Source organism: Pseudomonas sp. JQ170C (genome assembly GCF_035581345.1).
In the GTDB taxonomy this organism is placed as follows: domain Bacteria; phylum Pseudomonadota; class Gammaproteobacteria; order Pseudomonadales; family Pseudomonadaceae; genus Aquipseudomonas.
Map to the genome: position 1 here is coordinate 872,036 of NZ_CP141608.1, position 25,876 is coordinate 897,911.

General features: G+C 64.5%; 23 protein-coding genes and 1 pseudogene. 15 read left to right on the top strand and 9 right to left on the bottom strand.

Going from position 1 to position 25,876, the window contains the following annotated elements:
- Positions 1 to 7 precede the first annotated feature (7 nt).
- Genes U9R80_RS03855 through U9R80_RS03870 form a run of 4 tightly spaced genes read right to left on the bottom strand, consistent with a single transcriptional unit; the run spans position 8 to position 3,203 of the window.
- Positions 8 to 367 carry a RidA family protein gene (locus tag U9R80_RS03855; protein ID WP_301840867.1) on the bottom strand — a complete coding sequence of 120 codons (360 nt, stop codon included), beginning with the start codon at positions 365 to 367 and terminating at the stop codon, positions 8 to 10.
- Positions 364 to 1,770 carry an FAD/NAD(P)-dependent oxidoreductase gene (locus U9R80_RS03860; protein WP_301840865.1) on the bottom strand — a complete coding sequence of 469 codons (1,407 nt, stop codon included), beginning with the start codon at positions 1,768 to 1,770 and terminating at the stop codon, positions 364 to 366. Before U9R80_RS03860 ends, U9R80_RS03855 begins: the two co-directional genes overlap by 4 nt.
- Complete coding sequence (locus tag U9R80_RS03865; RefSeq protein ID WP_301840863.1) at positions 1,760 to 2,089, bottom strand: (2Fe-2S)-binding protein; 330 nt, start codon at positions 2,087 to 2,089, stop codon at positions 1,760 to 1,762. The genes U9R80_RS03860 and U9R80_RS03865 overlap by 11 nt, the downstream gene beginning before the upstream one ends.
- Positions 2,079 to 3,203, bottom strand: a complete 1,125-nt coding sequence (locus tag U9R80_RS03870; protein ID WP_301840861.1) for an NAD(P)/FAD-dependent oxidoreductase — start codon at positions 3,201 to 3,203, stop codon at positions 2,079 to 2,081. The genes U9R80_RS03865 and U9R80_RS03870 overlap by 11 nt, the downstream gene beginning before the upstream one ends.
- A 155-nt stretch (positions 3,204 to 3,358) precedes the next feature.
- Between U9R80_RS03870 and U9R80_RS03875 the strand changes: the two genes are divergently transcribed.
- From U9R80_RS03875 to qhpG, 5 genes are all read left to right on the top strand, one after another.
- Positions 3,359 to 4,264, top strand: a complete 906-nt coding sequence (locus U9R80_RS03875; RefSeq protein WP_301840860.1) for a LysR substrate-binding domain-containing protein — start codon at positions 3,359 to 3,361, stop codon at positions 4,262 to 4,264.
- Positions 4,265 to 4,392: 128 nt separating this feature from the next.
- Entirely contained in the window at positions 4,393 to 6,300 is a 1,908-nt protein-coding gene (locus U9R80_RS03880; RefSeq protein WP_301840858.1) for a sigma-54-dependent Fis family transcriptional regulator, read from the top strand.
- Entirely contained in the window at positions 6,300 to 8,021 is a 1,722-nt protein-coding gene (locus tag U9R80_RS03885; RefSeq protein WP_301840969.1) for an ABC transporter ATP-binding protein, read from the top strand. The genes U9R80_RS03880 and U9R80_RS03885 overlap by 1 nt, the downstream gene beginning before the upstream one ends.
- The gene (gene qhpE, locus U9R80_RS03890) at positions 8,011 to 8,685 is read left to right on the top strand and encodes a subtilisin-like serine protease QhpE (protein ID WP_301840857.1); all 675 of its coding nucleotides are present in this window, start codon (positions 8,011 to 8,013) and stop codon (positions 8,683 to 8,685) included. Before U9R80_RS03885 ends, qhpE begins: the two co-directional genes overlap by 11 nt.
- Complete coding sequence (gene qhpG, locus U9R80_RS03895) at positions 8,682 to 9,992, top strand: flavin-dependent monooxygenase QhpG (protein WP_301840856.1); 1,311 nt, start codon at positions 8,682 to 8,684, stop codon at positions 9,990 to 9,992. Before qhpE ends, qhpG begins: the two co-directional genes overlap by 4 nt.
- 3 nt (positions 9,993 to 9,995) lie before the next feature.
- On the opposite strand, the gene U9R80_RS03900 is transcribed toward qhpG, so the two are convergent.
- Positions 9,996 to 11,489 (bottom strand): aldehyde dehydrogenase family protein, encoded by a 1,494-nt coding sequence (locus tag U9R80_RS03900; protein WP_301840855.1) that lies wholly within the window; start codon positions 11,487 to 11,489, stop codon positions 9,996 to 9,998.
- Positions 11,490 to 11,843: 354 nt separating this feature from the next.
- On the opposite strand from U9R80_RS03900, the gene peaA reads away from it, so the two are divergent.
- The 8 genes from peaA (at position 11,844) to U9R80_RS03940 (ending at position 20,531) form a co-directional block, all read left to right on the top strand.
- Positions 11,844 to 13,421: a quinohemoprotein amine dehydrogenase subunit alpha gene (peaA, locus tag U9R80_RS03905; RefSeq protein WP_301840854.1), complete on the top strand. Its 1,578-nt coding sequence runs from the start codon at positions 11,844 to 11,846 to the stop codon at positions 13,419 to 13,421.
- 47 nt (positions 13,422 to 13,468) lie between these two features.
- Positions 13,469 to 14,899, top strand: coding sequence for a quinohemoprotein amine dehydrogenase maturation protein (gene peaB / locus U9R80_RS03910; protein WP_301840853.1), 1,431 nt, complete (start codon positions 13,469 to 13,471; stop codon positions 14,897 to 14,899).
- A 1-nt stretch (position 14,900) separates the two neighbouring features.
- On the top strand, positions 14,901 to 15,224 hold the full coding sequence (gene qhpC / locus U9R80_RS03915; protein WP_028944146.1) for a quinohemoprotein amine dehydrogenase subunit gamma: 324 nt from the start codon (positions 14,901 to 14,903) through the stop codon (positions 15,222 to 15,224).
- 29 nt (positions 15,225 to 15,253) lie between these two features.
- Positions 15,254 to 16,372, top strand: a complete 1,119-nt coding sequence (gene peaD, locus U9R80_RS03920; RefSeq protein ID WP_301840851.1) for a quinohemoprotein amine dehydrogenase subunit beta — start codon at positions 15,254 to 15,256, stop codon at positions 16,370 to 16,372.
- Between the two features lie 255 nt (positions 16,373 to 16,627).
- On the top strand, positions 16,628 to 18,235 hold the full coding sequence (locus tag U9R80_RS03925) for a tetratricopeptide repeat-containing response regulator (RefSeq protein WP_301840848.1): 1,608 nt from the start codon (positions 16,628 to 16,630) through the stop codon (positions 18,233 to 18,235).
- Positions 18,232 to 18,924: a sensor histidine kinase gene (locus U9R80_RS03930; protein WP_301840846.1), complete on the top strand. Its 693-nt coding sequence runs from the start codon at positions 18,232 to 18,234 to the stop codon at positions 18,922 to 18,924. The genes U9R80_RS03925 and U9R80_RS03930 overlap by 4 nt, the downstream gene beginning before the upstream one ends.
- Positions 18,925 to 19,094: 170 nt before the next feature.
- Entirely contained in the window at positions 19,095 to 19,739 is a 645-nt protein-coding gene (locus U9R80_RS03935) for an MBL fold metallo-hydrolase (RefSeq protein ID WP_301840845.1), read from the top strand.
- Positions 19,740 to 19,835: 96 nt separating this feature from the next.
- A complete protein-coding gene (locus U9R80_RS03940; protein ID WP_301840843.1) occupies positions 19,836 to 20,531 on the top strand; it encodes an OmpA family protein in 696 nt (231 codons plus the stop codon).
- 112 nt (positions 20,532 to 20,643) lie between these two features.
- On the opposite strand, the gene U9R80_RS03945 is transcribed toward U9R80_RS03940, so the two are convergent.
- The 4 genes and pseudogenes from U9R80_RS03945 to U9R80_RS03960 form a co-directional block, all read right to left on the bottom strand.
- Positions 20,644 to 21,222 (bottom strand): hypothetical protein, encoded by a 579-nt coding sequence (locus tag U9R80_RS03945; protein ID WP_301840842.1) that lies wholly within the window; start codon positions 21,220 to 21,222, stop codon positions 20,644 to 20,646.
- 167 nt (positions 21,223 to 21,389) lie between these two features.
- On the bottom strand, positions 21,390 to 22,292 hold the full coding sequence (locus U9R80_RS03950; RefSeq protein ID WP_301840841.1) for an acyltransferase: 903 nt from the start codon (positions 22,290 to 22,292) through the stop codon (positions 21,390 to 21,392).
- Between the two features lie 2 nt (positions 22,293 to 22,294).
- The gene (gene pta / locus U9R80_RS03955; RefSeq protein ID WP_301840840.1) at positions 22,295 to 24,391 is read right to left on the bottom strand and encodes a phosphate acetyltransferase; all 2,097 of its coding nucleotides are present in this window, start codon (positions 24,389 to 24,391) and stop codon (positions 22,295 to 22,297) included.
- Between the two features lie 149 nt (positions 24,392 to 24,540).
- Positions 24,541 to 24,657 (bottom strand): annotated as a pseudogene (locus tag U9R80_RS03960) (DUF3565 domain-containing protein); the annotation flags it as partial.
- Here U9R80_RS03960 and U9R80_RS03965 point away from each other — a divergent pair.
- The gene (locus U9R80_RS03965; protein WP_301840838.1) at positions 24,626 to 25,111 is read left to right on the top strand and encodes an FKBP-type peptidyl-prolyl cis-trans isomerase; all 486 of its coding nucleotides are present in this window, start codon (positions 24,626 to 24,628) and stop codon (positions 25,109 to 25,111) included. The pseudogene U9R80_RS03960 and the gene U9R80_RS03965 overlap by 32 nt on opposite strands.
- A 155-nt stretch (positions 25,112 to 25,266) precedes the next feature.
- Positions 25,267 to 25,749: a glutathione peroxidase gene (locus U9R80_RS03970; protein ID WP_301840837.1), complete on the top strand. Its 483-nt coding sequence runs from the start codon at positions 25,267 to 25,269 to the stop codon at positions 25,747 to 25,749.
- The last annotated feature ends 127 nt before the right edge of the window (positions 25,750 to 25,876 follow it).

Below are 25,876 nucleotides of genomic sequence, written 5' to 3' on the forward strand. Positions count from 1 at the left end.
TAGCCGTTCAGGCCTGGCAGGCGGCGGTGGCGATCAGTTCCAGACGGATGTCGGGGTCGTCGAACACCACCTGGGCCGTGGCGCGGGCGGGGGCTGCAGCACCGTCGAGCCAGTCGGTCCATACCGTATTCATCGTGGCGAAGTCCCCGTTCATGTCGCTCATCCATAACTGCACACTGAGCAGGCGCTCGCGGCTGCTGCCGACATCGGCCAGCAACTGATCGAGGCGCTGCAGGATCTGGCGGGTCTGGCCCTCGATGCACTGGCTGCAATCGGCCGCGACGATGCCACTGAGCCAGGCCAGGTCGTTGTGCACCACGACGCGGCTCAGCCGTGGGTTGCTGTCGAAATGTTCAAGGGTACTCATGGTGCCTCCAGGCGGTGGGTAACGGGTGTTTCACTGGCCAATTGCGCCAGCGTGATGGGCTTGAACGGCGGGCGGATGCGGTAGTAACCGACGTGTTCCGGGGTTACCTGGCGTTCGCTGGCGATCAGTTCCGTGACGCTCAAGCCGCACATCCGGCCTTGGCACGGGCCCATGCCGCAGCGGCTGAACGCCTTGGTCTGGTTGGGCCCCAGACACCCCAGGGCGACCATGGCGCGGATGTCCTTGGCGCGTACTTCTTCGCAGCGGCAAATGATCACGTCGTCGGCAGGTGCCCGGCTTTGCGGGCTTGGCGGGTACAGGCGGTCGAGCAATGGGCGAAGGGCCAGGTGCCGGGCCAGGCGCTTGCGGCAATCGCCTTCGCGTTCCCTCAGTTGCTGCGGCTCGATCGACTGCAATTGCCGGGCAACGGCCAACGCGGCCAGGCGACCTTGCTGCCGGGCCGCCAATGCACCGCCGATGCGCCCGCCGTCGCCGGCGATGAACACGCCTTCCAGGCTGGTTTCGCCCCATTGACTGCGCCGGGCTGTCCAGCAGTGCTGGGCGTTGTCCCAGTCATGGTCCAGCCGCAGGGCGTTGCTGATCTGGGTGTTGGGCACCACGCCCTGGTGCAGCAGTATCAGCTCGGCGGCTACCCGGTGGTGGCGACCGTTACGGGTAAAGCACAAGGCCTGGGCCTGGGACTCACCTTCGATGGACAGGTCGCGGGCGGCGCGATAATGCGCAATCTTCAGGCGCCGCAAGGTGCCGAGCAAACCCAGGCCTTTGCCCAGGTCCCGCCACCCCCGCAGGATCCCCGGCAGATGAGCCGCGCCGCGCAGCAGGTCCCCGTGGCCGCTGGTATCGACCACGGCCGCAGGGCGGATTCCGGCGCGCAGGTATTGGACCGCCAGCAGGTACAGCAGTGGGCCGCAGCCGGCCAGCACCACCGGGCCATTGGGCAACAGTGCGGCGCTTTTGAGCAGGATCTGCCCGGCGCCGGCCGTCATCACCCCGGGCAGTGTCCAGCCGGGGATGGGCATGGGGCGCTCATAGGCGCCGGTGGCCAAGAGCAGGGTGCGGCCCTGGATCACCTTGGCCACGCCGTTGTTGAGAAAGTGCACGGCTTTCTGCGCGGTTACCTGCCACACCGCAGCCTCGGCGATGTAATGGGTGCTGCTGGCCAGAAAGGCGTCCACCAATGCCTGTCCGCTCACGTAATCCGGGCCGAGAATGGCGGCTCGCTGTGCATCGGTGTGCTGGACATTGCGATAGATCTGCCCGCCGGGGCTGGCCTGTTCGTCCAGCAGGGCGACGCGCAAGCCATGGCTGCAGGCTTCAACGGCGGCCGCCATACCGGCCGGGCCGGCGCCGATGATCACCAGGTCGAAGCATTCAGCGTCCATGGTCGTCTCCCAGTGGGTCGGTATGGCGCGCACCCCGTTGGCTATGCACCTGCATACCGGCGCGCACCGGGGTCAGGCAGGCCTGGCAGTTGGGCGCACCATCGACCTGGACCAGGCATTCGAAACACACCCCCATCATGCAGAACGGCGCCCGTGCACTGGCGCTGACCGGGGTGGTGCGGCTGTGGCGTACCCCGCTGGCGAGCAGGGCGGCAGCCAGCGATACACCGGCCGGCACCTGCAACAGTTGACCGTCGAAACAGATCTGCACGGTGGCCGCGTCCACAGACAGGGGCCGGAACAAGGGGTCAGTGGGCATAGTTGAACTCGCGTTGCGGATCGAAGCGCTGCAAGGAAAACGGTGCCAGCACGGAGGCGGGCGACTGTTCGGCGATGTGCCGTGCCAGGCTCAGGGCGTGGGCGGCGGCCAGGGTCACCCCGCTGTGACAGGACACCACCCAGGCACCGGGTGCGCTGCTCAAGGCCTGATAAATGGGCGCACCATCTGGCGTCAGTACCCGCAGGGCTCCCCATGCGCGCACCAGGCGCACATTGGCCAGGCAGGGAAATGACTGCACGGCGCGCCGGGCGATGTCGGCCATCACCGGTACGCTGGTGGTGTCGTCCAGCCCCACGGACTCTGCGGAGTCGCCCAGCTGCACGGTGCCTTCGTCGGTCTGGCGTACTGTGCTGGTGGGAAAATGCAGAAACGGCTGCAGCCGTTCGCTGACCAGTATCTGGCCGCGTGTTGTACCCAGGGGAACCGTCTCACCCAGTTGCGCCCCCAACGCCCGATTGCCCAGGCCGGCGGCCAGCACCAGTTGCTCGCAGCGCCAGCGCTGGCGGCCGGCGGCCAGCTCGAAGCCACCGCTGTGCTGGCCGATGGCATCGATATGGCAACCATTGATCACCTTCACGCCCCATTGCTGGCAGGCCACGTGCAAGGCATGCAGCAGTTTGAGCGGATTGACGTGGCCATCCAGCGGCGAGTAGCAGGCGCCCACCACCGCTTCGCCAACCCCGGGCAGGCGCCGGCGCAACTGTGCACCCTCCAGGCATTCAAAGGGGTAGTCACCCTGTTGGGCGTCACGCAGCCATTCCAGCCGCGCCAGCTCCTGCTCAAGCTCGTCTGTCGACAGGCACAACTGAAAGCCGCCGGGCTGGCGAAGTTGAACGTCGATGCCGCTATCGACCGCCAGCATCCGCGCAAACTCCGGCCATAACGCGGCCGAGCGGCGGGTCCACTGGGCATAGGGAAGCATGCGATAGCCTTTGCTTTGCACCCACAACAAACCGAAGTTGCCGCGCGAGGCACGAAAGGCCTGGTCGCCTTCATCCAGGACGGTCACCGCATGCCCTTGGCGGGCGAGGCCATAGGCGACGGCCATGCCGACGAGGCCTGCGCCAAGAACGATGGTCTGTGAGCTGTGCATAGTGTCGTGCCTTGCCCGAATCCGCTCCAGGGTGGTGTCAATCACCAATGAAAACGGGCTTATGGTTGATGTGAAGCTGATGCTAGGCTGACGGCCAGGTCTTTAAAAATGCTTTGTTTTTTGTCATCCATGTTTTTTGGTTATGGTTTTTCTCCATGAATCTTCGCCACCTCGAAGCCTTCCGAGCCGTAATGCTTGGCCAGACCGTCACCCGCGCCGCCGAGATGCTGCACATCTCGCAGCCGGCGGCCACACGCTTGATTGCGGCGCTGGAGGAGGATATCGGCCTGACCCTATTCGACCGGGTCAAGGGGCGCCTGCACCCGACGGCCGAGGCCCATGTGTTGTTCGAGGAGGTGCAGCGCTCCTTGCTGGGCGTGGAGCGCATCGCCCGTACCGCCAGGGAGATCGTCGGTCTCAAGCGCGGTTCGCTGCACATCGCCTGCGCGCCCGCCCTCGGCCTGTCGTTCCTGCCACGGGCGATCAGTGCCTTTCTGGCCGATCACGAGCAGGTGCAGATCACCCTTGAGGTGCTGGCGTCCCGGGAAGTCGTCGACCGCTTGATGGGGCAGCGTTGCGACCTGGGCATGATCGCCGAACCGGACAGCTACCTGGGGCCGCGGGGGGAGCTATTGTTCCGGTCGCCGCTGCTGTGTGCGTTGCCGGCCGGTCACCGCTTGCAAGGGCAACCGAAGGTGGTGCCGGAAGACCTGGAGGGCGAGGCGTTCGTCTCGTATCCGAGCAACATCGCCTCGCGCCAATACATCGATGCCATTTTCGCCGCCCATGGCGTCAGCCGCGATTTGCGCGTGGAAACCCAGCTCTCGCTGCCCATGTGCAACTTTGTCGCCAATGGGCAAGGCGTGGCCCTGATCGATGCCATCAGCGCATTGGAGTTCGCCGGGGGCGGCGTGGTGTTCCTGCCGTTCGAGCCCACTGTGGAAATGGACTTCACATTGCTGCTGCCTGCGCAGGTGCCGTCGTCGCGGTTGCTTGCACGCTTCATCGAACACCTGCACGACTTTGTCGAGCAACAGGTGCCAGCGTCCTATCGACGCTAGGGGCACCTGCGATACGTGGTGATTGCAGCTTCCACGCCCTTGACGTAAAAGGAAAGGCAACCGCTAGCCCACCGACGCATGGTTGGTGTGGTACTTGCTTGTATCGGGACACCGAGCGGGAGCCGCCGATGAGCACACTAAAAACAACAACAAATGCAATGCCGCCCAGCACTCGTCTGGCCCGGGAAATTCTCTCGGTAGACGGGCAGGTCCCCGAAGGGGTGCTGCGTGCCGAAATCGACGCGTCCTGGCGGCGCAGTCTCGATCACGGGGTCGGTGTGCACAGCCGCAACGACGTCAGCCTCGCCTCTGCGGCCAGCCTGGACCTGCTGCTGGCCCGCAACCGGCTGCTGCTCGATGCCGCCACTGCCGAGCTCGACTACCTGCGCGGCCGCCAGGGCGACGACGGCCTGATCATCCTGGCCAACGCCGACGCCACCATTCTCGCCGTCGAAGGCACGGCCGATACCCTGCGCACCAGCAGCCAGGCGGGCATTGCCCCCGGTACCTGCTGGAGCGAAGCCGAGCGAGGCACCAATGCGCTGGGCACGGCGCTGGTGGAAGCACGCACGGTGCAGATCGACTGCGGTGAGCACTTTCTCGAACGCCTCGCGGATTATTCCTGCACCTCGGTGCCGATCCATTGCCCGCAGGGTGAACTGTTCGGTGTGCTCGACCTGACCCGCGAGGGGCCGCTTGGCCGCCTGCACGACCGTACTGCGCTGCTGGCCCTGGCGGTGAGCCAGATCGAAGGCAAGTTGTTCAACAACAGCTACCCCGAGCAGATCGTCCTGGCCTTCCACAGCCGCCGCCACTACCTCGACTCACCGTGGCAGGGCCTGCTGGCACTGGGCATGGACGGGCGCATCGTGGCGGCCAGCAACCAGGCTTGCCAGTTACTGGCAAGCCCCCGCGACAACCTCGTCGGCCAGCGCTGCGACGGCCTGCTCGGCATGCGCCTCGAGCAATGGCTGGCGCGTTTGCAGCAGGGCAAGGTCGAGCATGTCGAGACCGCCAAAGGCGGGTTCTTCTATAAAACCCTGCAGGTGCCGCAGCGGCCACTGAGCGTCAGTGTGCCGGCTGTACCGTCAGCCCGGCAGCTTGCACCGCAACCGGACCTCGAGCGCCTGGGTGCCGGCAACAGTCGCCACGCGCGTGCGCTGCGCATGGCCCGCCAGGGCCTGGCCAACGGCCTGCCGGTGGTGTTGCTGGGGGAAACCGGCAGCGGCAAGGAGGTGGTCGCCCGCGCCCTGCACCAGGACAGCGCCCGCGCCAGCAAACCCTTTATCGCGGTGAACTGCGCGGCGATCCCCGAAGGCCTGATCGAGTCCGAGCTGTTCGGCTACCGCGAGGGTGCCTTCACCGGTTCGCGCCGTGGCGGCATGGTCGGGCGCTTGCAGCAGGCCCACGGCGGCACGCTGTTTCTCGACGAGGTCGGCGATATGCCGCTGGCACTGCAGGCCCGTCTGCTGCGGGTCCTGCAGGAGCGCAAAGTAGCGCCGCTGGGCGCTGGCCAGGAACAGGACCTGGACATCGCCCTGATCTGCGCCACCCACCGTGACCTGAAGGCCCAGGTCCAGTCCCAGCAGTTTCGCGAGGACCTTTACTACCGTATCCACGGCATCAGCGTGCAACTGCCGGCCTTGCGCGAGCGCGAAGATTTGCCGGCCTTGATCCGCAGCCTGCTGGACCGCCTGGGCGGTGAGGGCGTGCAGGTGTCGAGCGAGTTGAGCAGCCTGTTCGCCGCCTACCACTGGCCCGGCAACATCCGCCAACTGGAGATGACCTTGCGCTTGCTGCTGGCCATGCGCGAACCCGGCGAGCAGGAACTGGACCTGATGCACTTGCCCGACAACCTGCTCGATGAATTGCGCGGTAGCGCCCCGCCCAGTGGTGGCGGGCGCATGCGTGATTCGCAACTGGCGTTGATCCGCCAGGCCATGGATCGCCATGGCGGCAACGTCACCGCGGCGGCCCAGGCGCTGGGCGTCAGCCGCGCGACGCTGTACCGCAAGCTCAAGCAGGCCCAGCCTTGATCCAGCGTCTGCTTGCCCGCCTGATCGACCACCCCGACCCGCCTGCGCTGGATGCGGCGCTGCGCTGGTTGTACGGTTTTGTCCGCCCGCAGCGCCTGGCCATTGCCGGGTTGCTGGGGTTGTCGTTGTGCGCGACGTTACTGGTGCTGGTGCAGCCCTGGTTGACCAAGCTGCTGATCGATGACGGCCTGCTGGCGCGCAACTTCCCGACCCTGGCGCTGATCGCCGGCCTGATGGTGCTGGCGGGCATCCTGGGCACGCTGCTGTCGGGCCTGAACCGTTACCTGCATACGCGCTTGTCCGGGCGCATCCTGTTCGCCCTGCGCGACGAGATCTACCGGCACCTGCAGGGCCTGTCGCCGACCTTCTACGGCAAGCGCCGCATCGGTGACCTGATGTCGCGGCTCGATGGCGACGTGGCGGAGATCCAGCGCTTTGCCGTCGACTCGCTGTTCTCGGCAGTGTCCAGTGTGATCGGCCTGGTGTGTGCCCTGGCCATGCTCCTGGCGTTGTCGTGGAAGCTGTCGCTGCTGGCCCTGGTGCTGATTCCGCTGGATGTGCTGTGGCTGCGCTGGATGCGGCGCAAGGTCGAGCGCGAAGTGCGGCAGCTGCGCGAGAAGTCGGCGGATGTGTCGTCGTTTCTGGTCGAGACCCTGCCGGCGATGAAGTTCATCCAGTCTGCCGGCCAGCAGCAGCGTGAGGCGCGGCGCCTGGACGGCCTGGGCCAGGGCTACATGAACCAACTGCTGCGGGTGCAGGTCACGGAATTTTTCACCCAGGCAGTGCCCGGCACCCTGACCTCCCTGTCGCGCGCCTGCGCCTTTCTGGTGGGCGGCTATTGGGTGGTGCAGGGCACCTGGCAACTGGGTGCCCTGATCGCTTTCTCGACCTACCTGGGCATGGCCGTGGGGCCAGTGCAGAGCCTGCTGGGCCTGTATGTGGCGATGCAGCGCATGAGTGTGAGCCTGGGGCGGGTGATGGAACTGCGCGGCGAGCTGCCGGAGGTGACCAGCCCTGTGCAGGCGCAGCCGATGCCCGCCACGGGTGATCTGCTGTTGCAGGGCGTGAGCTTTGCCCATCCGGGGCGTGCGGCGCTGTTGTGCGAGGTGCAGGCGAGCATTCCCCACGGTTGCAAGGTGGCCTTGAGTGGCGCCTCCGGCGTGGGCAAGTCGACCCTGATCGACTTGCTGCAACGCTTCTACGACCCCCAGGCCGGGCGCATCCTGCTCGGCGGCGTAGACCTGCGCGAACTGGATCTGTTTGAACTGCGCCGGCGCGTGGCGGTGGTCAGCCAGGACATCGTGCTGTTTCGCGGCAGCCTGGCCGACAACCTGGCCTACAGCGCGCCCGACGCCACCCGCGAGGCCATCGCCGAAGTGGCCCGCCTGGCACAGCTGGACGGCCTGATCGCAACGATGCCCGAAGGCCTGGACAGCCCGCTGGGCGAACGTGGCCAGCAGCTGTCCGGCGGGCAGAAACAACGCATTGCCATTGCTCGGGCGCTGCTCCAGGACCCACTCATCCTGGTGCTCGACGAAGCTACCTCGGCGGTGGATGAACGCACTGAGCGGGAAGTCATCGCCGCCATTGATGTGCTGTTCAGCACCCGCACCCGCATTTTGATCAGTCACCGGCCTTCGACCCTGGCCGATGCCGACTTGCGCCTGGAGTTGCACGACGGACAACTGCGCGAACGATGGGAGCAGCGCCATGAAGCCTGAGCTGCGCATTGGTGTGGTCGACAGCGGCCATGACCTGGCGCCAGGGCAGGTCGCTTCGGCGTGCAGGTTTCAGTTGGCCGGCCTGGGCGTGCAACAAGGTGAGCTGGTCGAGGACGCCCTGGGGCATGGCTCGGCGGTGGCCGAGGCGATCACTTCGCGGGCCGGCGAAGCGCGCCTGTGCATTGCCCAGGTGTTCGACCAGCGTGGGGTCACCAGTGCCTTGCAGGTGGCGGCGGCGATTGACTGGTTGCTCTGCGCCGGGGTGCGCGTGATCAACCTCAGCCTGGGGCTGCGCGAAGACCGGCCGGCGCTGCGCCAGGCGTGTCTGGCGGCGGTCGAGGCCGGGGTGCTGGTGTGTGCGTCGAGCCCGGCCCAGGGCGCGCCGGTGTACCCGGCCGCCTATCCCGGCGTGCTCGCGGTTACCGGCGACGCCCGCTGCCATGCCGGGCAGTGGGCCTGGCTGGACTCGCCCCAGGCACGCTTCGCCGCCTGTGTGCGCAGCGCCGATGCGCGCCTGTCGGGTGCCAGCCTTGGCTGCGCGGCACTCAGCGGGCATATCGGCAGTTACCTGCAACGCCAGCCCACGGCCAGCAATGCCCAGGTGCTTGAGTGGCTGCAGCAAAGCGCCCATTACCGCGGCGTCGAACGCAGGCGCGGGCCATGAGCCGGGTGGTGATCCTGGGCGCAGGCCCGGCCGGCGCGGCGGTGGCGCTGGGTTTGCGCAAGCTGGGCCATGAGGTGTGCGTGGTCAGTGAGTGGCGACGCTTTGCGGCCTTGGAAGGGGTGTCGCAGCGGGTACTCGAAGGCCTGCGCGCCGCCGGCCTGGAAAAGGCCTTGCGCTGCACCAGCGAACCCTCGTTGCGGCAGGTGAGCTGGAACGGCGAAAGCGCAGCGCGCAATCATGAGTTCCTGCTCGACCGACCCACATTCGATCAAGGGCTGCGCGATGACCTGCACGCCGCCGGCGTCGCGCTGATCGAGGCGCGGGTGCTGGCGGTCCACCGTGACGCTGAACGCTCCTGGGTGGCGCTTGAAGGGGCCCCTGAGCTCACCGCTGACTTTATCGTCGAGGCCCGGGGCCGGCAGGCGCCGTTACGTGACGGTGCGACGCCCGGCAAGGCCTGGCGCGGCCCTGAAACCCTCAGCCTGCTCAATCGCTGGCAAGGCCCGCCCGGGCCTGCCGGCAGTGCCGTGGAGAGCCTGGCCGATGGGTGGGTGTGGATGGCCCGTCAGGCCGATGGGCGCTGTTACTGGCAGATGACCCTGGACGTGGCCAGCAGCGTCTTGCCCGATAAAACCGGGTTGATCGACTACTGCCGGGGGCGGCGTCAGCAGTCCGAACTGGCCCGGCGTTTTTTTGCCAGTGACCAGGAACACGACCTGCAACTGCACGCGCGCAGCAGCACGGCCATCCTCTCACGGCACAGCTGCGGCGATGGCTGGATCAGGGTGGGGGATGCGGCGATGGCGGTCGATCCGTTGTCGGGCAACGGGATTTTCCAGTCGCTGTCGTCGGCGCTGCAGGCGCCTGCGGTGATCAACACCGTGCTCGGCCTGCCGGAGCGTACGGCGCTGGCACAGCAGTTTCATCAGCAGAGGGTCGAGCAGTTGTTCTGGCGCTTTGCACGCATCGGTCGCGACTTCTACGCCCAGGAACAGCGCTGGACCGAGCAGCCGTTCTGGCAGGCCCGCAGTACCTGGCCGGATGCCCAGCCGCTGCACCCGGCCCCGGATTTCGCTGCCCTGCAAGTGCAGTGGGCACCGGTGCTGCGCGACGGCCTGGTAGACCGCGCGCAAGTGGTGACCAGCCCCGACCAGCCCCTGGGCATCTGGCATTTGCAGGGTATCGAGCTGGCGCCGCTGGTGAGCCGGCTGCGCCATGAACCGGCGCAGCAGGTGCTGGCAGACCTGGCGCCCGAGCAGGCGCTGCACGTGCGGCGCTGGTTGCTCAGCCAGGGCTACCGGCCTTGAGCCTCAGAGCTTGATCAGCACCGATTTGAGCTCGGTGTAGTGCTCGATGGCCGCCGCGCCCATCTCCCGTCCGACCCCCGACATCTTGTAGCCGCCAAAGGGCAAGGCCGGGTCCAGGGCGCTGTGGCAGTTGACCCACACCGAACCTGAGCGGATGCGGGGAATCATGCGGTGTACCGCCGCCAGATTGTTGGACCAGATGCTCGCCCCCAGGCCGTAGGGGCTGTCGTTGGCCATGCGCAGTGCATCGGCTTCGTCATCGAAGGGGATGGCCACCAGCACCGGCCCGAAGATCTCTTCCTGCACCAGTGGATGGCGCTGATCGACATCGACAATCACGGTCGGCTTGACGAAGTAACCGGGGCCGAACTGCTCGCCACCGCAGGCGATGGTCGCGCCGCTGTTGCGCCCTTGCTCGATGTAGTCGTACACGCGCTTTTGCTGGCGTGCGGAAATCAGCGGGCCCATCTCGACGCTGGGGTCCAGGCCGTTGCCCAGCTTCATGGCGTTGGCGATACCGGCAATATCGGCGACCACATTGTCAAAGTGCTTGCGCTGCACATAGAGCCGCGAGCCTGCGCAGCACACCTGGCCCTGGTTGAAGAAGATCGCGCTGGCGGCGCCGGCCGCGGCGGTGGCGAGGTCGGCATCGGCCATGACGATGGTCGGCGATTTGCCGCCCAGTTCCAGGGTGACCCGGGTCATGGAGTCCATGGCGATCTTGCCGATGGTCTGGCCCACGGCGGTGGAGCCGGTGAAGGTCAGTTTGTCGACCTGGGGGTTGCGGGTCAGGGCGTCGCCGGCAACCAGGCCGGTGCCGGTAACCACGTTGAACACGCCGGTGGGGTAGCCGGCTTCGAGTACCAGTTCGGCCAGTTTCAGGGCGCTGAGCGGGGTTTCGTCGGCAGGCTTGAGGACCACGGTGCAGCCGGTGGCCAGGGCCGGGCCGAGTTTCCAGCAGGCCAGCAGCAAGGGGAAGTTCCAGGCGACGATGGCGCCGACCACGCCAACCGCCTCGCGGCGTACAAAGCTGTGGAACTGGTCCTGGGGCATCAGCGGCATGGACACCTCGACGGTGCTGCCCTCGATCTTGGTGGCCCAGCCGGCCATGTAGCGCAGGAAGTCGATGGCCAGTTGCACGTCCATGGCGCGGGCGACGACGGCGCTCTTGCCGTTGTTCAGGCATTCGAGCTGGGCGAGGATTTCGCCGTCGCGTTCAAGCAGGTCGGCCAGGCGCCACAGCAGGTTCTGGCGCTCACGGGGGCGGGTGCGGCTCCAGGCCGAGTCGTCGAAGGCCAGGCGTGCGGCCTGGACGGCGCGGTCGACATCGGCCGGCGTCGCTGCCGGGACCTGGCAGAGGGGTTCGCCGTTGGCCGGGTTGCGCAGGGTGAGGGTCGCGCCATCGCTGGCGGGAACCCAGTCGGCGCCGATGAGCATGCTGGGGACGCGCTGGAGGAAGGCGTCGACGGCGGGGAGCAGGGTGGCAGGGGCGGACATGGCAAACCTCGTTGTTGTTGAGAGATGCGCAGTGTTCGCAACGCTTGTGCCAATGTCGGCAGGGCCCGGTTTAGCGAGGGTGGAGGGGATTTGAGGGGAGATGGGTGTCTCAGCCTGAGACAGTCGTGAGACGGGGATGCATCGCGGGGCAGGCCCGCGCCTGCGGTAGGCGCGGGCTTGCCCCGCGATGCATTCTCAATGTGTTACAGCTGTCGCGAAATTAAACGCTTCGGGTGCGCCTGCACGGCGGCAAACCCCATGAAATCCAGCGTTTCAGCTCTTGGCACACATTATGTATTGGTCACTCTGGCCAAAGACCAATAAGAACAATGTCCCGTGGGAGGTCAGTGATTGATGAACAAAAGACTCAGGTTCGCCAGTGCCGGTGGCCTGCTGGCGCTGGTTGCAGGCCTGGCCTTGCAGCCACAGCTCAGCCAGGCACGCGAAGCCCAGGCGATTCTCAAGGAAACCTGCCAGGGCTGTCATTTGCCCGAAGGTGACAATGCCTTGAGCCGTATCAGCCATCAGCGCAAGACGCCCGAAGGCTGGCTGATGAGTATCGCGCGGATGCAGACGATGCATCAGTTGCAGATCAGCGACGAAGACCGCCGCACGCTGGTCAAGTACCTGGCCGATACCCAGGGCCTGGCTCCGAGCGAAACCGAGGGGGTGCGCTATGCCCTGGAGCGGCGCCTGAACACGGTCGAGCAGTTCGACGATCAGACCAAGCAGATGTGCGGCCGCTGCCACTCCGGCGCGCGGGTTGCCTTGCAGCGTCGGCCGGCCCAGGAGTGGGAGCGCCTGGTGAACTTCCACCTGGGGCAATGGCCATCGCTGGAATACCAGGCACTGTCGCGTGACCGCGACTGGTTTGACCTGGCCCGCAAGGAGATGGTGCCGCTGCTGGCCAGCCGTTACCCGCTGGACAACCCGGCCTGGCGCAAGTGGCAGAAATCCATGCCCAAGGCCCAGGCCCTGGCGGGTGACTGGAGCTTCACCGGCCACTTGCCAGGCAAGGGCGAGCTGGCCGGGGTGATGGGCGTCAAGGCGCAGCCCAATGACCAGTTCGCTGTGTCCATCGACGGCCAGTACGCCGACGGCACACCGTTCAAGGGCCAGGGCAGTGCAGTGCTTTACAGCGGCTATGAATGGCGCGCCAGCGTGACCGTGGACGGCGTCACGATGCGTCAGGTGTTCGCGGTCAAAAACGGTGAAATGAAAGGCCGGATGTTCGACAAGGCCCATGACGAACGCGGCCTGGATTTTGTCGCCGCGCGGCAAGACCAGCCACGTCTGCTGGCGGTACAGCCGGGCTACCTCAAGGCCGGCAGCGAGGCGCAGATCAGCCTGATCGGCAGCGGCCTGGCCGGTACGCCGGACTTCGGGCCGGGTGTCGAGGTGCTGCAGGTGCTGGAGCAGACGCCGCAACGCATCAAGGTACGGGTGAAGGCCGCCGGCAATGCCACTGCGGGGGTGCAGCCGGTGAGTGTCGGCAAGCTCAATGGCGGTGAGCTGGCGGTCTATCGGGATATCGCCGAGGTCAAGGTGGTGCCGGCGTTCTCGGTGGCGCGCATCGGTGACGGCGGCGGTTCCACGCCCAAGGTCCAGGGGCGTTTCGATGCCGAAGCCTGGGGCAAGGGCGCCGACGGCAAGCCTTATCGCATCGGCCTGTTCCCGGCCACCTGGAGCGTCGAGCCGTTCGATGAGCGGGCCCGCGAGGACGAAGACGTCAAGTTCGCCGGCACCATGCAGGCCGACAGCGGCGTCTTCACCCCGGGTGATGCCGGGCCGAACCCGGCACGCAAGATGTCGACCAACAACGCCGGCAACCTCAAGGTCATTGCGGCCGTGAACGATGACGGCAAGGCCCATACCGGCGAAGGCCAGATGATCGTGACCGTGCAGCGCTGGAACAACCCGCCCATCCCGTAAGGGGGGCGGTTTGACCAGGCCATGAGCGAGAATTCGAGGAGGTTGCGATGGGCGTTATCCTGAATCTGGTTGAGCGAAACCTGCATGAAGTGCAGGTCGATGCAGCCCGTATGTTGTTCCACATTCCCAGCAGCTCGCTGTTTGCCAGCGATGACCTGACCGGGGAAATCATCGATGCCTTGCGCCGCGAGGGCTGCTCCAGTGAAGACCTGGTGCAGCGCCTGGGCGCGCGCTTCGATGGCTCGCAAGTCAATGAAACCCTGCGTGAGCTGATCGCCCTGGAGCTGGTCAGCGACGGCTCGCCCCTGAGCCCCGAGGTGGCGCTCAAGCGGGTCGAGCGGACCGCGCTCAATACCGTGGTGCTCAACGTCAACACCGGCTGCAATCTCAGTTGCACCTACTGCTACAAGGAAGACCTGGACAAGCCGTCTGCCGGCAAGCGCATGGAGGCCGAGACCGCCGTGGCGTCGGTGGAGATGCTGCTCAAGGAGTCGCCGGACGAGTCGGTGTACACCGTGGTGTTCTTCGGCGGTGAGCCGCTGAGCAACCGCAAGCTGATCGAGTACATGGTCGATTACTGCGAGCAGCGCTTCGGTGAGCTTGGCAAGCGCGTGGAGTTTGTCATGACCACCAACGCCACCCTGCTCACCGAGGAGATCGTCGACTACCTCAACGCCCACCGCTTCGGTTTGTCGGTGAGCATCGACGGGCCCAAGACCGTCCACGACCGCAACCGCATTACCGTGGGTGGGCAGGGCACGTATGACGTGGTGCGGCGCAAGGCCGACATGCTGCTGTCACGCTACGACAGCCGCCCGGTGGGGGCGCGCGTGACCCTGACCCGTGGCGTGACCGATGTCGAGACCATCTGGGATCACCTGTTCAATGAAATGGGTTTTGCCGAGGTCGGTTTTGCCCCGGTCACCAGCGGCGACATCAGCACCTACAACCTCAGCGCCGAGGAACTGATCGAGGTGTTCGCCAACATGAAGGTGCTGGGCAGGCGCTACCTGGAGGCAGCGCTGGAGCATCGCAACATCGGCTTTTCCAACCTGCACCAGTTGATCACCGACATTCACGAAGGGCACAAGAAAGCCCTGCCGTGTGGTGCCGGGCTGAAGATGCTGGCGGTCGACCACAAGGGCGAGCTGAACCTTTGCCATCGTTTCACCGGCTCGCAATTGCCGACCTTCGGCAACGTCCACAGTGGCGTCAAGCAGGTGGAGCTCAACGACTTTCTCTCCCAGCGCCTGGACCGCACCAATACCGGCTGCGACAGCTGCCGTATCCGCAACCTGTGCTCCGGTGGCTGCTACCACGAGAGTTATGCCCGCTATGGCGACCCGGCCCACCCGACCTACCACTACTGCGAACTGATGCGTGACTGGGTGGACTTCGGCATCGAGGTCTACAGCCGGATCATGGCCGTCAACCCGGCGTTCATCAGCCGCTACATCACACCGCGCAAGGTTCACTGACATGAAGCATCTCAAGCCGATCAACAACAAAGCACTCAAGCTCGAACAGGCTGCCGACGAGAACCGCATCGAAGAAGTGTTGGCGATGAACTCTGTGGCAGGTTGCGCCTCGACCACCGACCCGGGCTGGGAAATCGATGCCTTTGGTGGCGTCTCGTCCTTGTGCCAGCCCATGGAGGCTGACCTGTATGGCTGCTCCGACCCTTGCTGGTGGCCGGCCCAGGTGCCGGACATGATGAGCACCTACCCGGACTGGAACAAGGATGCCCAGGCGTCCAACGACAACTGGCGCAACCTGGGCACCGTATTCCCGGACGACAAATGAGCCCCGAGCCGAACAAGAGGGATATTCGCATGCTTCAGATTGCAACCCGCGGCCTGGCCGCCCTGGCCCTGTGTGCCGCCAGTTCCGGTGTAGCCCTTGCCGACGCCGGCAAGGCCCTGAATCCGGGCCAGGAGTACCTGGTCGCCGTCAACTACCCCAACAACCTGCACGTCCTGGACCTGGCCAGCGACAGCCTGTACAAGACCTGCCAGATGCCCGACGCCTTCGGCCCGGGCACCGTGCAGCTGTCGCCGGACCGGCGTATCGCCTATGTGCTGAACAACCACTACGCCGATATCTATGGCGTCGAGCTGGACAGCTGCAAGCAGGTGTTTCATGCCAGCATCACCCAGCTCCCGGGCGAGAAGGCACGCTCGATGTTCTCCTTCACCGTCAGCCATGACGGCAAGGAGATCTACACCGTCGCCAACCCGACGCGCATGCTCAATGACCACTACGAGGTGCAACAGCCGCGCCTGGATGTGTATGCCAGCAATGCCGGGCTCGATGCCAAACCGGTGCGCAGCTTCCCTGCACCGCGCCAACTGACCATCATGCAGAGCGGCAATGACGGCACGCTCTATGTGGCAGGCCCGGACATCTACAAGGTGGATGTGAAGACCGGCAAGTTCGATGTGCTGGTGCCCAGCCGTCATTGGCAGCGGCCGTTGTACAGCGCCCCGGATGTGCTCTACATCTGGAACCAGCAGACCTACCGCAACGACTTTTCGCTGCTGTACACCACGGCGAAATTCAAGGATGAAAAACGTGATCCGGCCACGGCGGAAAACCTCTACGGCTTCTTCTCGATCGACCTGGCCACCGGCAAGGCACAGACCGTCGACTTCGGCCCGCTGACCGAAATCTACTTCAGCGGCATGCGCTCGCCCACCGACCCGAACCTGGTCTATGGCGTGCTCAATCGCCTGGCCAAGTACGACATCAAGGAGAAAAAGCTGCTCAAGTCGGCGGCGCTCGACCACAGCTACTACTGCATCGCCTTCAACAAGGCCGGCACCAAGATCTACCTCGCCGGCACCTACAACGAAGTGGCGATTTTCGATGCCGACAGCCTGGAACCCATCGGCAAGGTCAAGCTGCCGGGCGGTGACATGGCCATCACCACGGCGCAGATCTTCACCCGCTGAGTGTCACCCTGCGCCGCTGCCTTGCCTGGGGCAGCGGCGCTTTACTATCCACCGGGGTTGAACGAAGATGGCGCAACGCCATCAGCCGCCGTACCACGCCCCCGCTGTCATCCACCTATGACACCGCTCTGGCTCAAGCTATTGCCCTGTGCGGCCGATACTGTGCGAGTACGACGAATTTTCGTCCCGCGAAGCCAGCCCAGGGTTGCACAGGTCTGCGCATCGTTTTTCTATTTGCCATGTCAGGTCTCATGGATGCAGGTCTACAGCAACAAGAGCTTTCTGATCGTCGATGACTATTCCGATTTCCGCAGCTCGGCCCGTTCGATGCTGCGCGAGTTGGGTGTGCGCGATGTCGACACCGCCGACAGTGGCGAACAGGCCCTGCGCATGTGCGGGCAGAAGCGCTACGACTTCATCCTCCAGGACTTCCACCTGGGCGACGGCAAGAAGAACGGCCAGCAGGTGCTCGAAGACCTGATCCTCGACAAGCTGATCAGCCATGAGTGTGTATTTCTCATGGTCACCGCCGAAAGCAGCCAGGCCATTGTGCTCAGTGCCCTCGAGCATGAGCCCGATGCCTACCTGACCAAACCGTTCAACCGAATCGGCCTGGCCCAGCGCCTGGAAAAACTGGTGCAGCGCAAGACCCTGCTCAAGCCCATTCTCCAGGCCCTGGATCGCGGTCGTCCGGCCGAAGTGCTGGCGGCCTGTGCCGCGCTGTGCAAACGCGACCCGCGCTTTGCGCCGCTGTGCCTGCGCTATCGCGCCGACGCCTTGCGGGACTTGAACCGCTTTGAAGAGCTGGGCAAGTTTCTCAAGGCCATCATCGCCAGCCGCGCCACGCCCTGGGCCTATGCGGCGCTGGGCAACATGCTGTTCAAACGCAACCAGATGGCCCAGGCCCAGGGTGTGTACGAGCAGGCGCTCAAGGCCTTCCCGATGATGCCCGGGCTCTACGACGGCCTGGCCGATGTGCTGATGGCGCTGGGTGAAAACAAGCGCGCCCAGAGCGTGCTGGAGGAGGCGGTGCGCCTTTCGCCGCTGGCAGTACGCCGGCAGATGATGCTGGGCAAGCTGGCCATGGCCAACCAGGACTTCGAGGCGTCCGCCAAGGCCTATCGGCATGCCGTGAGCCAGGGCAAGACCTCGCGCTACAAAGACCCGGAAAGCAACCTGGGCCTGGTCCAGGCCCTGATGAGCAAGAATGCCGGCAATGGCCTGGATGCCCGCACCCGGGTCGAGATCAATACCGTGCTCAGTGACGTGGCCAAGGAAAACGTCGAGGACCAGGGCCTGCAGGTACGCGCCCGGCTGATGAAAGCCGCCAGCCTGCAGCAGGCCGGCGATGCCGAAACCGCGGCCAAGCTGACCGAGCAGGCCTTGTTGCGGCTGGACAAGATGGAGCAGTTTTTCTCGGTGGACGCAGCCCTGGTGGTGGCGGCGCAGTTGCAGAAACTCGACCAGCATGGGGCGAGTATCAACATCCTCAAGAGCTGCGTGGAAACCTACGGCGATGACCCCAAGGTGATGCAGAGCGTATCGCAACTGACCGACGACCCCACGGTGCTCAACGCGATCACCGAAGCCGTCGACGTCAACCGCAAAGGCGTGCGCAGCTACCAGGCCGGGCAGCTCGACGAGGCGCTGGGCATGTTCCGTCGCGCCCTGACGCTGCAGCCGAAAAACATCAGCATCGCCCTGAACACCGCCCAGGCGCTGATGCGCATGGGCGGCGAAACGCCCGGTCCGGATGTCATGCAAGAGTGCCGCGCCTGCCTGACCTGCGTGGCGGGCATTCCATCGAGTGACAGCCGCTATGACCGTTACCGCAAACTGCATATCCGAGCGTTTGGCGCATGAACCAGAACGATCAGGGGCTGGATTTTTCCACGGTGATCGCCTCCACCGTACACGACATGAAAAACTCCCTGGCAGCGCTCACCCAGGCCCATAGCCAATGGCTGTCGCGCCTGCCCGAAGGGCTGCGCGAGGGCAGCGAGCAAGGCGTGATGGAACACGAGTTCACCCACCTCAACGGCATGCTGGTGCAACTGCTGGGCCTGTACAAACTGGGTGTCAACCAACTGCCCATGTGCCCGGACTACCATGAGCTGGACGACTTTATCGAGGCCCAGCTGGCCGCCCAGCAGAACCTGCTGCAGCACCGCGACATTCTCGCCACCTGGCGCATCGACACCGCCAGCCCCCTGGGCTTTTTCGACCGCGAGCTGGTCGGCTCGGTGATCGCCAACATTCTCAACAATGCCATTCGTCATGCCGGTCATGCCCTGTTGATTACCGTCAGCGACGAAGGTGAGCAACTGGTGCTGAGCATCAACGACGACGGCCCGGGCTTTTCCCAGCACATGCTCGAACGGCAGGAAGACTATGCCCAGGGCATCGATGCGCAAAGTGGCAGCACCGGCCTGGGGCTGTACTTTGCCGCGCGCATTGCGGCGCTGCATGAGCGCGACGGAGTGAAGGGACGGATCGAAATTGCCAATGGCGGGGCGCTGGGGGGAGGGGTGTTCAACCTGTACCTGCCGTGAAATGCTGCAGCGGAGGCACCTGGGCTGACCTGGAAACGGTGCGAGATCAAAGAAACGCTATGTAAGGCTCGTTGTGCCTGGGTTTCGTCAGGCTGGGCTGGTCAGAAGGCGAAATTGCGGTTATGAAGGGTGATTGTTTCAGGCATGACTCTCACTTCACTGGATTTCCCATGCACGTTGCACAACCACAACTCATCCGCGAAACCTTCCCCGTCGGCCCTTTGCAGTGCAACTGCACAATCATCGGCGACCCGATCAGCAAAAAGGCCATCGTCGTCGACCCGGGTGGCAACCATGAACAGATCCTTGCCCGCCTGGAGGCCCATGGCCTGAAGCTGGTGAGCATCATCCACACTCACGCGCATCTGGATCACTTCCTGGCCTCGGGCCTGTTGAAGGAGAAGACCGGCGCCACCCTGCACCTGCACAAGGAAGACCAGTTTCTCTGGGACAACCTGGAAATGCAGTGCCAGATGTTCGGCGTGCCCTACACCCCGGTGCCTTCGCCTGACCGCTGGCTGGCCGACGACGAGGAACTGGCCTGTGGCTGTGGCGTGGCCCTGCACACGCCGGGGCACACGCCCGGGTCGATGAGCTTCTGGTTTGCCGATGCCAAGTTGCTGATTGCCGGTGACACGCTGTTCAAGCGCGGAATCGGTCGCACCGATTTGTGGGGTGGCGACCAGGCGACTATCGTTCGGTCGATCAAACAGCGTCTGTATCGCCTCGATGAAGATGCCACGGTGGTGACCGGTCATGGGCCGGATACCCGTCTGGGCGACGAGATGCGCCAGAATCCTTTCGTGCGGGCCTGATTTTTCAGGGAATTTTTCTGATGTTTGCCACTCCAAGGCTGGCACAGATCCGTTAACCGGTCCGCTGCACTTTCGAATTACAGTAGGAGCTTGTCCATGTTCACCATGCGTCGTTTGATTATCGTCGCTACCGCTGCCGCCCTGATGACCGGTTGTGCCAGCCCCAACCCGTACGACAGCCAGGGTCAGGCGCAGCAAGGCTCCACCGGGATGAGCAAAACCGCCAAGTATGGCGGCCTGGGTGCATTGGCCGGCGCCATCGCCGGTGCTGCCATCGACCATAACAACCGTGGCAAGGGTGCGCTGATCGGCGCTGCCGCCGTGGGTGCCGCTGCAGCCGGTTATGGCTACTACGCCGACAAACAGGAAGCGGCGCTGCGCGCGAGCATGGCCAACACCGGCGTCGAAGTTCAGCGCGAGGGTGACCAGATCAAGCTGATCATGCCGGGCAACATCACCTTTGCCACCGACTCGGCAAACATCGCTCCAAGCTTCTACTCGCCGCTGAACAACCTGGCCAACTCCTTCAAGCAGTTCAACCAGAACACCATTGAAGTGGTCGGCTACACCGACAGCACCGGCAGCCGCCAGCACAACATGGACCTGTCCCAGCGTCGCGCCCAGTCGGTCGTGAGCTACCTGACCTCCCAGGGCGTGGATGCCAGCCGTGTGACGGCGCGTGGCCTGGGCCCTGACCAGCCGATCGCCAGCAACGCCGACGCCAACGGCCGCGCGCAGAACCGCCGGGTAGAGGTCAACCTCAAGCCGATTCCGGGCCAGCAGTACCAGTAAATCGCTATGGTGTAAAAAAAACGGTAGGAGCGGGCTTGCCCCGCGATCGCTGTGGTGAAATCACCATCGCATCGCGGGGCAAGCCCGCTCCTACCGTTTTGGTGTGGCGCTTTTAGTGCTTGGTGGTGATCTTCAGCAAGTCAGTGAACACCATGTCCACCGTCTGACCGACCTTGAGGTTTTTCATCCGCTCTTGCAGTTGCGGATCTTCGACCTTCACCACTTTTTGCGGGCCGTCCGGCGGTAGCAGGGTCACTTCGTGGGTCTTGAGGTCAATCTTGGTGATCTTCGAGGTGACTTTCACCTGGCGGAACGCCTCGCCACCGGGGTTGGGGTTGTCTTTGGTGGCACGGATCACGCCGGCCTCCTTGCTCACGCCAGGCTCACCGCCCACCGTGGTGTCCAGCACCGTCGCGACCGAGCGATTGACCTTGATGTTCACCAGATCCCCAACCTTGAGGTTGTGCAAATCCTTGGCGTTCTCGCTCAGCTGGATCGGCACCTGGGAATCATCGGGGCCGGCGACGGTGACGAGGCGCTTGTCCACATCGACAGCCAGAACCTTGGTATCCACGATATTTTCACTGGCGATGCCATTGATCAGGATGTCTTCTGCCTGCACCGTGAAACTGGCTGCAGACAGGAGCGAAGCAAGAGCGATAGCGTGGGTGAAGGTGCGCAGCGGTTTCATAGGCTTACATTCCGTGTGTGGGCTATTGAGAAACTGAAGGTGCGAAATAGCGTGGGGAAGAGCATAGATGCTCAGCGCAGGTTCGGGGGCGGCGGGGCGATTTTCTGTTGATCTGCCTCAAGCCCAGGGGGAAGAAAACCTCCCACCCGAGCCAGAGCTTGCGAGGATCAGGTGCGGGTTTCGTGCTTCAGGCGCTCAAGCAGGGCGTCCTTGTCCTGCCACAGCACGTTGATCCACTGCTGGAACGCCAGGCGATAGGCTTCATCCTGGTCGTAGTTCTTGCCCAGGAACTCGGGTGGAATCGCCACCTCCTCCAACTGCACCACGATGTGCTTCACCCGACCGCACAGCAGGTCCCAGAACCCAGGCGCGCCAGCCGGGTAGTGGATGGTGACGTTGATGATCGACTGCAACTGTTCGCCCATGGCATCGAGCACAAAGGCAATGCCGCCGGCCTTGGGCTTGAGCAGGTGCTGGTAGGGAGATTGCTGCTGGCGATGCTTGGCCGGGGTGAAGCGGGTACCTTCGGCGAAGTTGAAAATGGCCGTGGGTTTGCCACGAAACTTGGCGCATGTACGGCGGGTGGTTTCCAGGTCCTTGCCGGCCTTTTCCGGGTGCTTGGCCAGGTAGGCCTTGGAGTAGCGCTTCATGAATGGAAAGCCCAGGGCCCACCAGGCCAGGCCAATCACCGGCACCCAGATCAGCACTTGCTTCAAGAAGAACTTCAGCGGACGGATGCGGCGGTTGAGCACGTACTGCAGGACCAGGATGTCTACCCAGCTCTGGTGATTGCTGGTGATCAGGTAGCTGTGCTGGTAGTCCAGCCCGGCGAGCCCCTCGACCTGCCAGCGCGCCTTGCCCAGCAAGTTGATCCAGGCATTGTTATTGCTGATCCAGGCCTCGTGGATATGCCTCATCAGTTCGTCGGTCACCCGCTGCGCCGCCGGGAACGGCAGGCACAGCTTGAACAGGCTGACGATGAACAACGGGGTGCAGCAGACGATGGTGTTGAGCCCCAGCAGCAGCGAGGCGATCACCCCACGCAGTGGCGCGGGCAGAAATCCGAGCATGTTCAGCTATCCAGTGAGCGGTTGGCCTGAATCGCGGTCAGGGCAATGGTGTAGACGATATCGTCGACCTGGGCGCCGCGCGGCAGGTCGTTGACCGGTTTGCGCAGGCCTTGCAGCATCGGCCCCAGGCTGACGCAGTCGGCGCTGCGTTGCACGGCCTTGTGGGTGGTGTTGCCGGTGTTGAGGTCGGGGAACACGAAGACCGTCGCGCGGCCGGCTACCTGGCTGTTGGGGGCCAGTTGCCGGGCGATCTCGAGGTTGGCCGCGGTGTCGTACTGCAGCGGGCCGTCGATTTGCAGGCTGCGCTGGGTTTCCTGGGCCAGCAGGGTGGCCTCGCGTACCTTTTCTACCTCCTCGCCGCTGGCCGAATCACCACTGGAGTAGCTGATCATCGCCACCCGCGGGGCAATGCCGAAGGCTTCGGCGGAGTCGGCGCTCTGCAAGGCGATTTCTGCCAGTTCGCTGGCGCTGGGGTGTGGGTTCATGACGCAGTCGCCGTACACCAGCACCTGCTCGGGGAACAGCATGAAGAATACCGACGACACCAGGCTGCAACCCGGTGCGGTCTTGATCAGCTGCAGGGCCGGGCGGATGGTGTTGGCGGTGGAGTGGACCAGGCCGGACACCAGGCCGTCGACCTCATCCAGGGCCAGCATCATGGTGCCGATCACTACCGGGTCCTCCAGTTGCTGTTCGGCCATGGGGGCGTTGAGGCTCTTGCTCTTGCGCAGGCTGACCATCGGCTCCACATAGCGGTCACGGATCAGGTCCGGGTCAAGGATTTCCAGGCCTTCGGGCAGGGTGATGCCCTGGGCCCGGGCCACGGCCTGAACATCGTCGGGCTTGGCCAGCAGCACGCAGCGGGCGATGCCACGGGCCTGGCAGATGGCGGCGGCCTGCACGGTCAAGGGTTCGGCGCCTTCGGGCAGAACGATGCGTTTGTTGGCCTGCTGGGCACGCTGGATCAGCTGGTAACGGAACACCGCGGGAGACAGGCGCAGTTCCCGTGGGGTGCCGCAGCGCTGGTGCAGCCACTCGGCATCCAGGTAGCTGGCAACGAAGTCGGTGATGATTTCCGCACGCTCGCGGTCATCGACCGGGATTTCCTTGTTCAACTGATTCAGCTGGTTGGCGGTGTCGTAGGAGCCGGTGCTGACCGAGAGAATCGGCAGGCCGGCCAGCAGCGCGCCCTGGCAGAGTTCGAGGATGCGCGGGTCGGGCTTGCTGTCGCTGGTCAGCAGCAGGCCGGCCAGCGGCACGCCATTGATGGCGGCCAGGCTTACCGCAAGGATGATGTCGTCACGGTCGCCCGGGGTGACCACCAGGGTGCCGGGCTTGAGCAGCGGCACGGTGTTGGCCACGGTGCGGGCGCAGATGATGATCTTGTTCATCCGCCGTTGCTCGTAGTCGCCGGCGTTGAGCACCTGGGCGCCCAGCAGCTCGGCCACATCGCGGGTGCGCGGGGCGTTGAGGTCGGCCTGGTAGGGAATGCAGCCGAGCAGGCGGAAATCCCCGCCGCGCAGCAGGGGCGAATGCTCCTTCAGGCGTTCGGCGAAGGCGTCCATGCTCTCGTCGGTGCGGACCTTGTTGAGAATCACGCCGAGCACTTTCGGGTCTTTCGGCCCGCCAAACAATTGCGCCTGCAACTCCACCCGGCCAGACAGCTCGGTGAGCACTTCGTTTTCTGGCGCCGAGACCAGGATCACCTCGGCGTCCAGGCTCTTGGCCAGGTGCAGGTTGACCCGTGCGGCGTAGCTGGCGTGACGGGTCGGGACCATGCCTTCGACAACGACCACGTCCTTGCCCACGCAGGCCTGCTGGTACAGGGTGATGATTTCTTCGAGCAACTCATCGAGCTGGCCATCGCCGAGCATGCGCTCGACATGGGCCAGGCTCAGCGGCTGCGGCGGCTTGAGGCCGTGGGTGCGCGCAACCAGTTCGGTGGAGCGCTCAGGGCCGGTGTCGCCGGGGTGCGGTTGAGCAATCGGCTTGAAAAAGCCGACTTTCAGCCCGGCGCGTTCCAGGGTGCGAACCAGGCCCAGGCTGATGGAAGTCAGGCCGACACCGAAGTCGGTCGGCGCGATGAAAAATGTCTGCATGCGAGCTTCTCGAAATGAGCTGTGCAAAAGAATCAATTGCCAAGGGTATCGCTATCGGCACCCCGAGCGCATCTGTAGGTGCGGGCTTGCCCCGCAATACGATGTGGCTGAAGGACCGCTATCGCGGGGCAAGCCCGCGCCTACGGGGTCCGTTTGTCCGGGTTGCGTTCGCTTTCAGGCGATGCGTTGGTTACACTTGTGCGCTCTACATTCTTATGCAAAAGGTCTCGCCCCATGCTGATCGCCGCCAACAAGGCTGTCTCCATCGACTATACCCTGACCAACGACGCTGGTGAGGTCATCGACAGCTCCGCCGGCGGCGCTCCGCTGGTCTACCTGCATGGCGCAGGCAACATCATTCCAGGCTTGGAAAAAGCCCTGGAAGGCAAAACCGCCGGTGACGAGCTGGAAGTTGCCATCGAGCCGGAAGACGCCTACGGCGAATACCTGGCCGAGCTGGTCAGCACCCTGAACCGCAGCATGTTCGAGGGCGTCGACCAACTGGAAGTGGGCATGCAGTTCCACGCTTCCGCCCCCGATGGCCAGATGCAGATCGTGACCATCCGTGACCTGGACGGCGACGACGTGACCGTCGACGGCAACCACCCACTGGCTGGCCAGCGCCTGAACTTCAAGGTCAAGGTCGTCAACATCCGTGACGCCAGCGAAGAAGAAGTAGCCCATGGCCACGTCCATGGCGAAGGTGGCCATCAGCACTGATTTTCTGCGCTAAGCTCAGAGAGTCGCGAAGGCGCCCGGGCAAGTCCGTCGCACTCCACCAGGGGAAGACGGCTTGGCAGGGCGCTTTTTTAATGGGCTGGGGATATTGATTGCAGCCCGCAGCGGCAATCGGGATCTGGAAAGGGGAGTACGTCATGAGTGCATTTCACGACCTGAAGTTGCAGGCGCTCAATGGCCAGGAGTTACCTCTTGCGCCATTCAAGGGCCAGGTGGTGCTGGTGGTCAATGTCGCCTCCAAGTGTGGCCTGACCCCGCAGTACGCAGCACTGGAAAACCTTTATCAGCAATACAAAGGACAAGGCTTCAGTGTCCTGGGCCTGCCGTGCAACCAGTTTGCCGGGCAGGAACCGGGCACCGAGAGCGAAATCGCCGAGTTTTGCAGCCTCAACTACGGGGTGAGTTTCCCCCTGGGCGGCAAGCTTGAAGTCAACGGGCCGCAGCGGCATTCGCTGTACCGTTTGTTGGCAGGCGAAGGGGCGGAGTTCCCCGGCGACATCACCTGGAATTTCGAGAAATTCCTGGTGGGTAAGGATGGTCGGGTCCTGGCGCGCTTCTCGCCACGCACCGCGCCGGATGATGCGACTGTGGTGCAGGCCATCGAGAAAGCGCTGGCCTGATTGACCCTGATCGCGGGGCAAGCCCGCTCCTACCGAACCCGTAGGATCGGGCTTGCCCCGCGATGCAGTTGAGCCGCCCCCACCGTAGAAGCGGGCTCGCCCCGCGATTGCCGTCAAATCACTCCCA

What these genes read in the sequence shown, in the direction of transcription:
- U9R80_RS03855 (WP_301840867.1), bottom strand. Translation starts at nt 367, where the DNA reads ATGAGTACCCTTGAACATTTCGACAGCAACCCACGGCTGAGCCGCGTC.
- U9R80_RS03860 (WP_301840865.1), bottom strand. Translation starts at nt 1,770, where the DNA reads ATGGACGCTGAATGCTTCGACCTGGTGATCATCGGCGCCGGCCCGGCC.
- U9R80_RS03865 (WP_301840863.1), bottom strand. Translation starts at nt 2,089, where the DNA reads ATGCCCACTGACCCCTTGTTCCGGCCCCTGTCTGTGGACGCGGCCACC.
- U9R80_RS03870 (WP_301840861.1), bottom strand. Translation starts at nt 3,203, where the DNA reads ATGCACAGCTCACAGACCATCGTTCTTGGCGCAGGCCTCGTCGGCATG.
- U9R80_RS03875 (WP_301840860.1), top strand. Translation starts at nt 3,359, where the DNA reads ATGAATCTTCGCCACCTCGAAGCCTTCCGAGCCGTAATGCTTGGCCAG.
- U9R80_RS03880 (WP_301840858.1), top strand. Translation starts at nt 4,393, where the DNA reads ATGAGCACACTAAAAACAACAACAAATGCAATGCCGCCCAGCACTCGT.
- qhpE (WP_301840857.1), top strand. Translation starts at nt 8,011, where the DNA reads ATGAAGCCTGAGCTGCGCATTGGTGTGGTCGACAGCGGCCATGACCTG.
- qhpG (WP_301840856.1), top strand. Translation starts at nt 8,682, where the DNA reads ATGAGCCGGGTGGTGATCCTGGGCGCAGGCCCGGCCGGCGCGGCGGTG.
- U9R80_RS03900 (WP_301840855.1), bottom strand. Translation starts at nt 11,489, where the DNA reads ATGTCCGCCCCTGCCACCCTGCTCCCCGCCGTCGACGCCTTCCTCCAG.
- peaA (WP_301840854.1), top strand. Translation starts at nt 11,844, where the DNA reads ATGAACAAAAGACTCAGGTTCGCCAGTGCCGGTGGCCTGCTGGCGCTG.
- peaB (WP_301840853.1), top strand. Translation starts at nt 13,469, where the DNA reads ATGGGCGTTATCCTGAATCTGGTTGAGCGAAACCTGCATGAAGTGCAG.
- qhpC (WP_028944146.1), top strand. Translation starts at nt 14,901, where the DNA reads ATGAAGCATCTCAAGCCGATCAACAACAAAGCACTCAAGCTCGAACAG.
- peaD (WP_301840851.1), top strand. Translation starts at nt 15,254, where the DNA reads ATGCTTCAGATTGCAACCCGCGGCCTGGCCGCCCTGGCCCTGTGTGCC.
- U9R80_RS03925 (WP_301840848.1), top strand. Translation starts at nt 16,628, where the DNA reads ATGCAGGTCTACAGCAACAAGAGCTTTCTGATCGTCGATGACTATTCC.
- U9R80_RS03930 (WP_301840846.1), top strand. Translation starts at nt 18,232, where the DNA reads ATGAACCAGAACGATCAGGGGCTGGATTTTTCCACGGTGATCGCCTCC.
- U9R80_RS03935 (WP_301840845.1), top strand. Translation starts at nt 19,095, where the DNA reads ATGCACGTTGCACAACCACAACTCATCCGCGAAACCTTCCCCGTCGGC.
- U9R80_RS03940 (WP_301840843.1), top strand. Translation starts at nt 19,836, where the DNA reads ATGTTCACCATGCGTCGTTTGATTATCGTCGCTACCGCTGCCGCCCTG.
- U9R80_RS03945 (WP_301840842.1), bottom strand. Translation starts at nt 21,222, where the DNA reads ATGAAACCGCTGCGCACCTTCACCCACGCTATCGCTCTTGCTTCGCTC.
- U9R80_RS03950 (WP_301840841.1), bottom strand. Translation starts at nt 22,292, where the DNA reads ATGCTCGGATTTCTGCCCGCGCCACTGCGTGGGGTGATCGCCTCGCTG.
- pta (WP_301840840.1), bottom strand. Translation starts at nt 24,391, where the DNA reads ATGCAGACATTTTTCATCGCGCCGACCGACTTCGGTGTCGGCCTGACT.
- U9R80_RS03965 (WP_301840838.1), top strand. Translation starts at nt 24,626, where the DNA reads ATGCTGATCGCCGCCAACAAGGCTGTCTCCATCGACTATACCCTGACC.
- U9R80_RS03970 (WP_301840837.1), top strand. Translation starts at nt 25,267, where the DNA reads ATGAGTGCATTTCACGACCTGAAGTTGCAGGCGCTCAATGGCCAGGAG.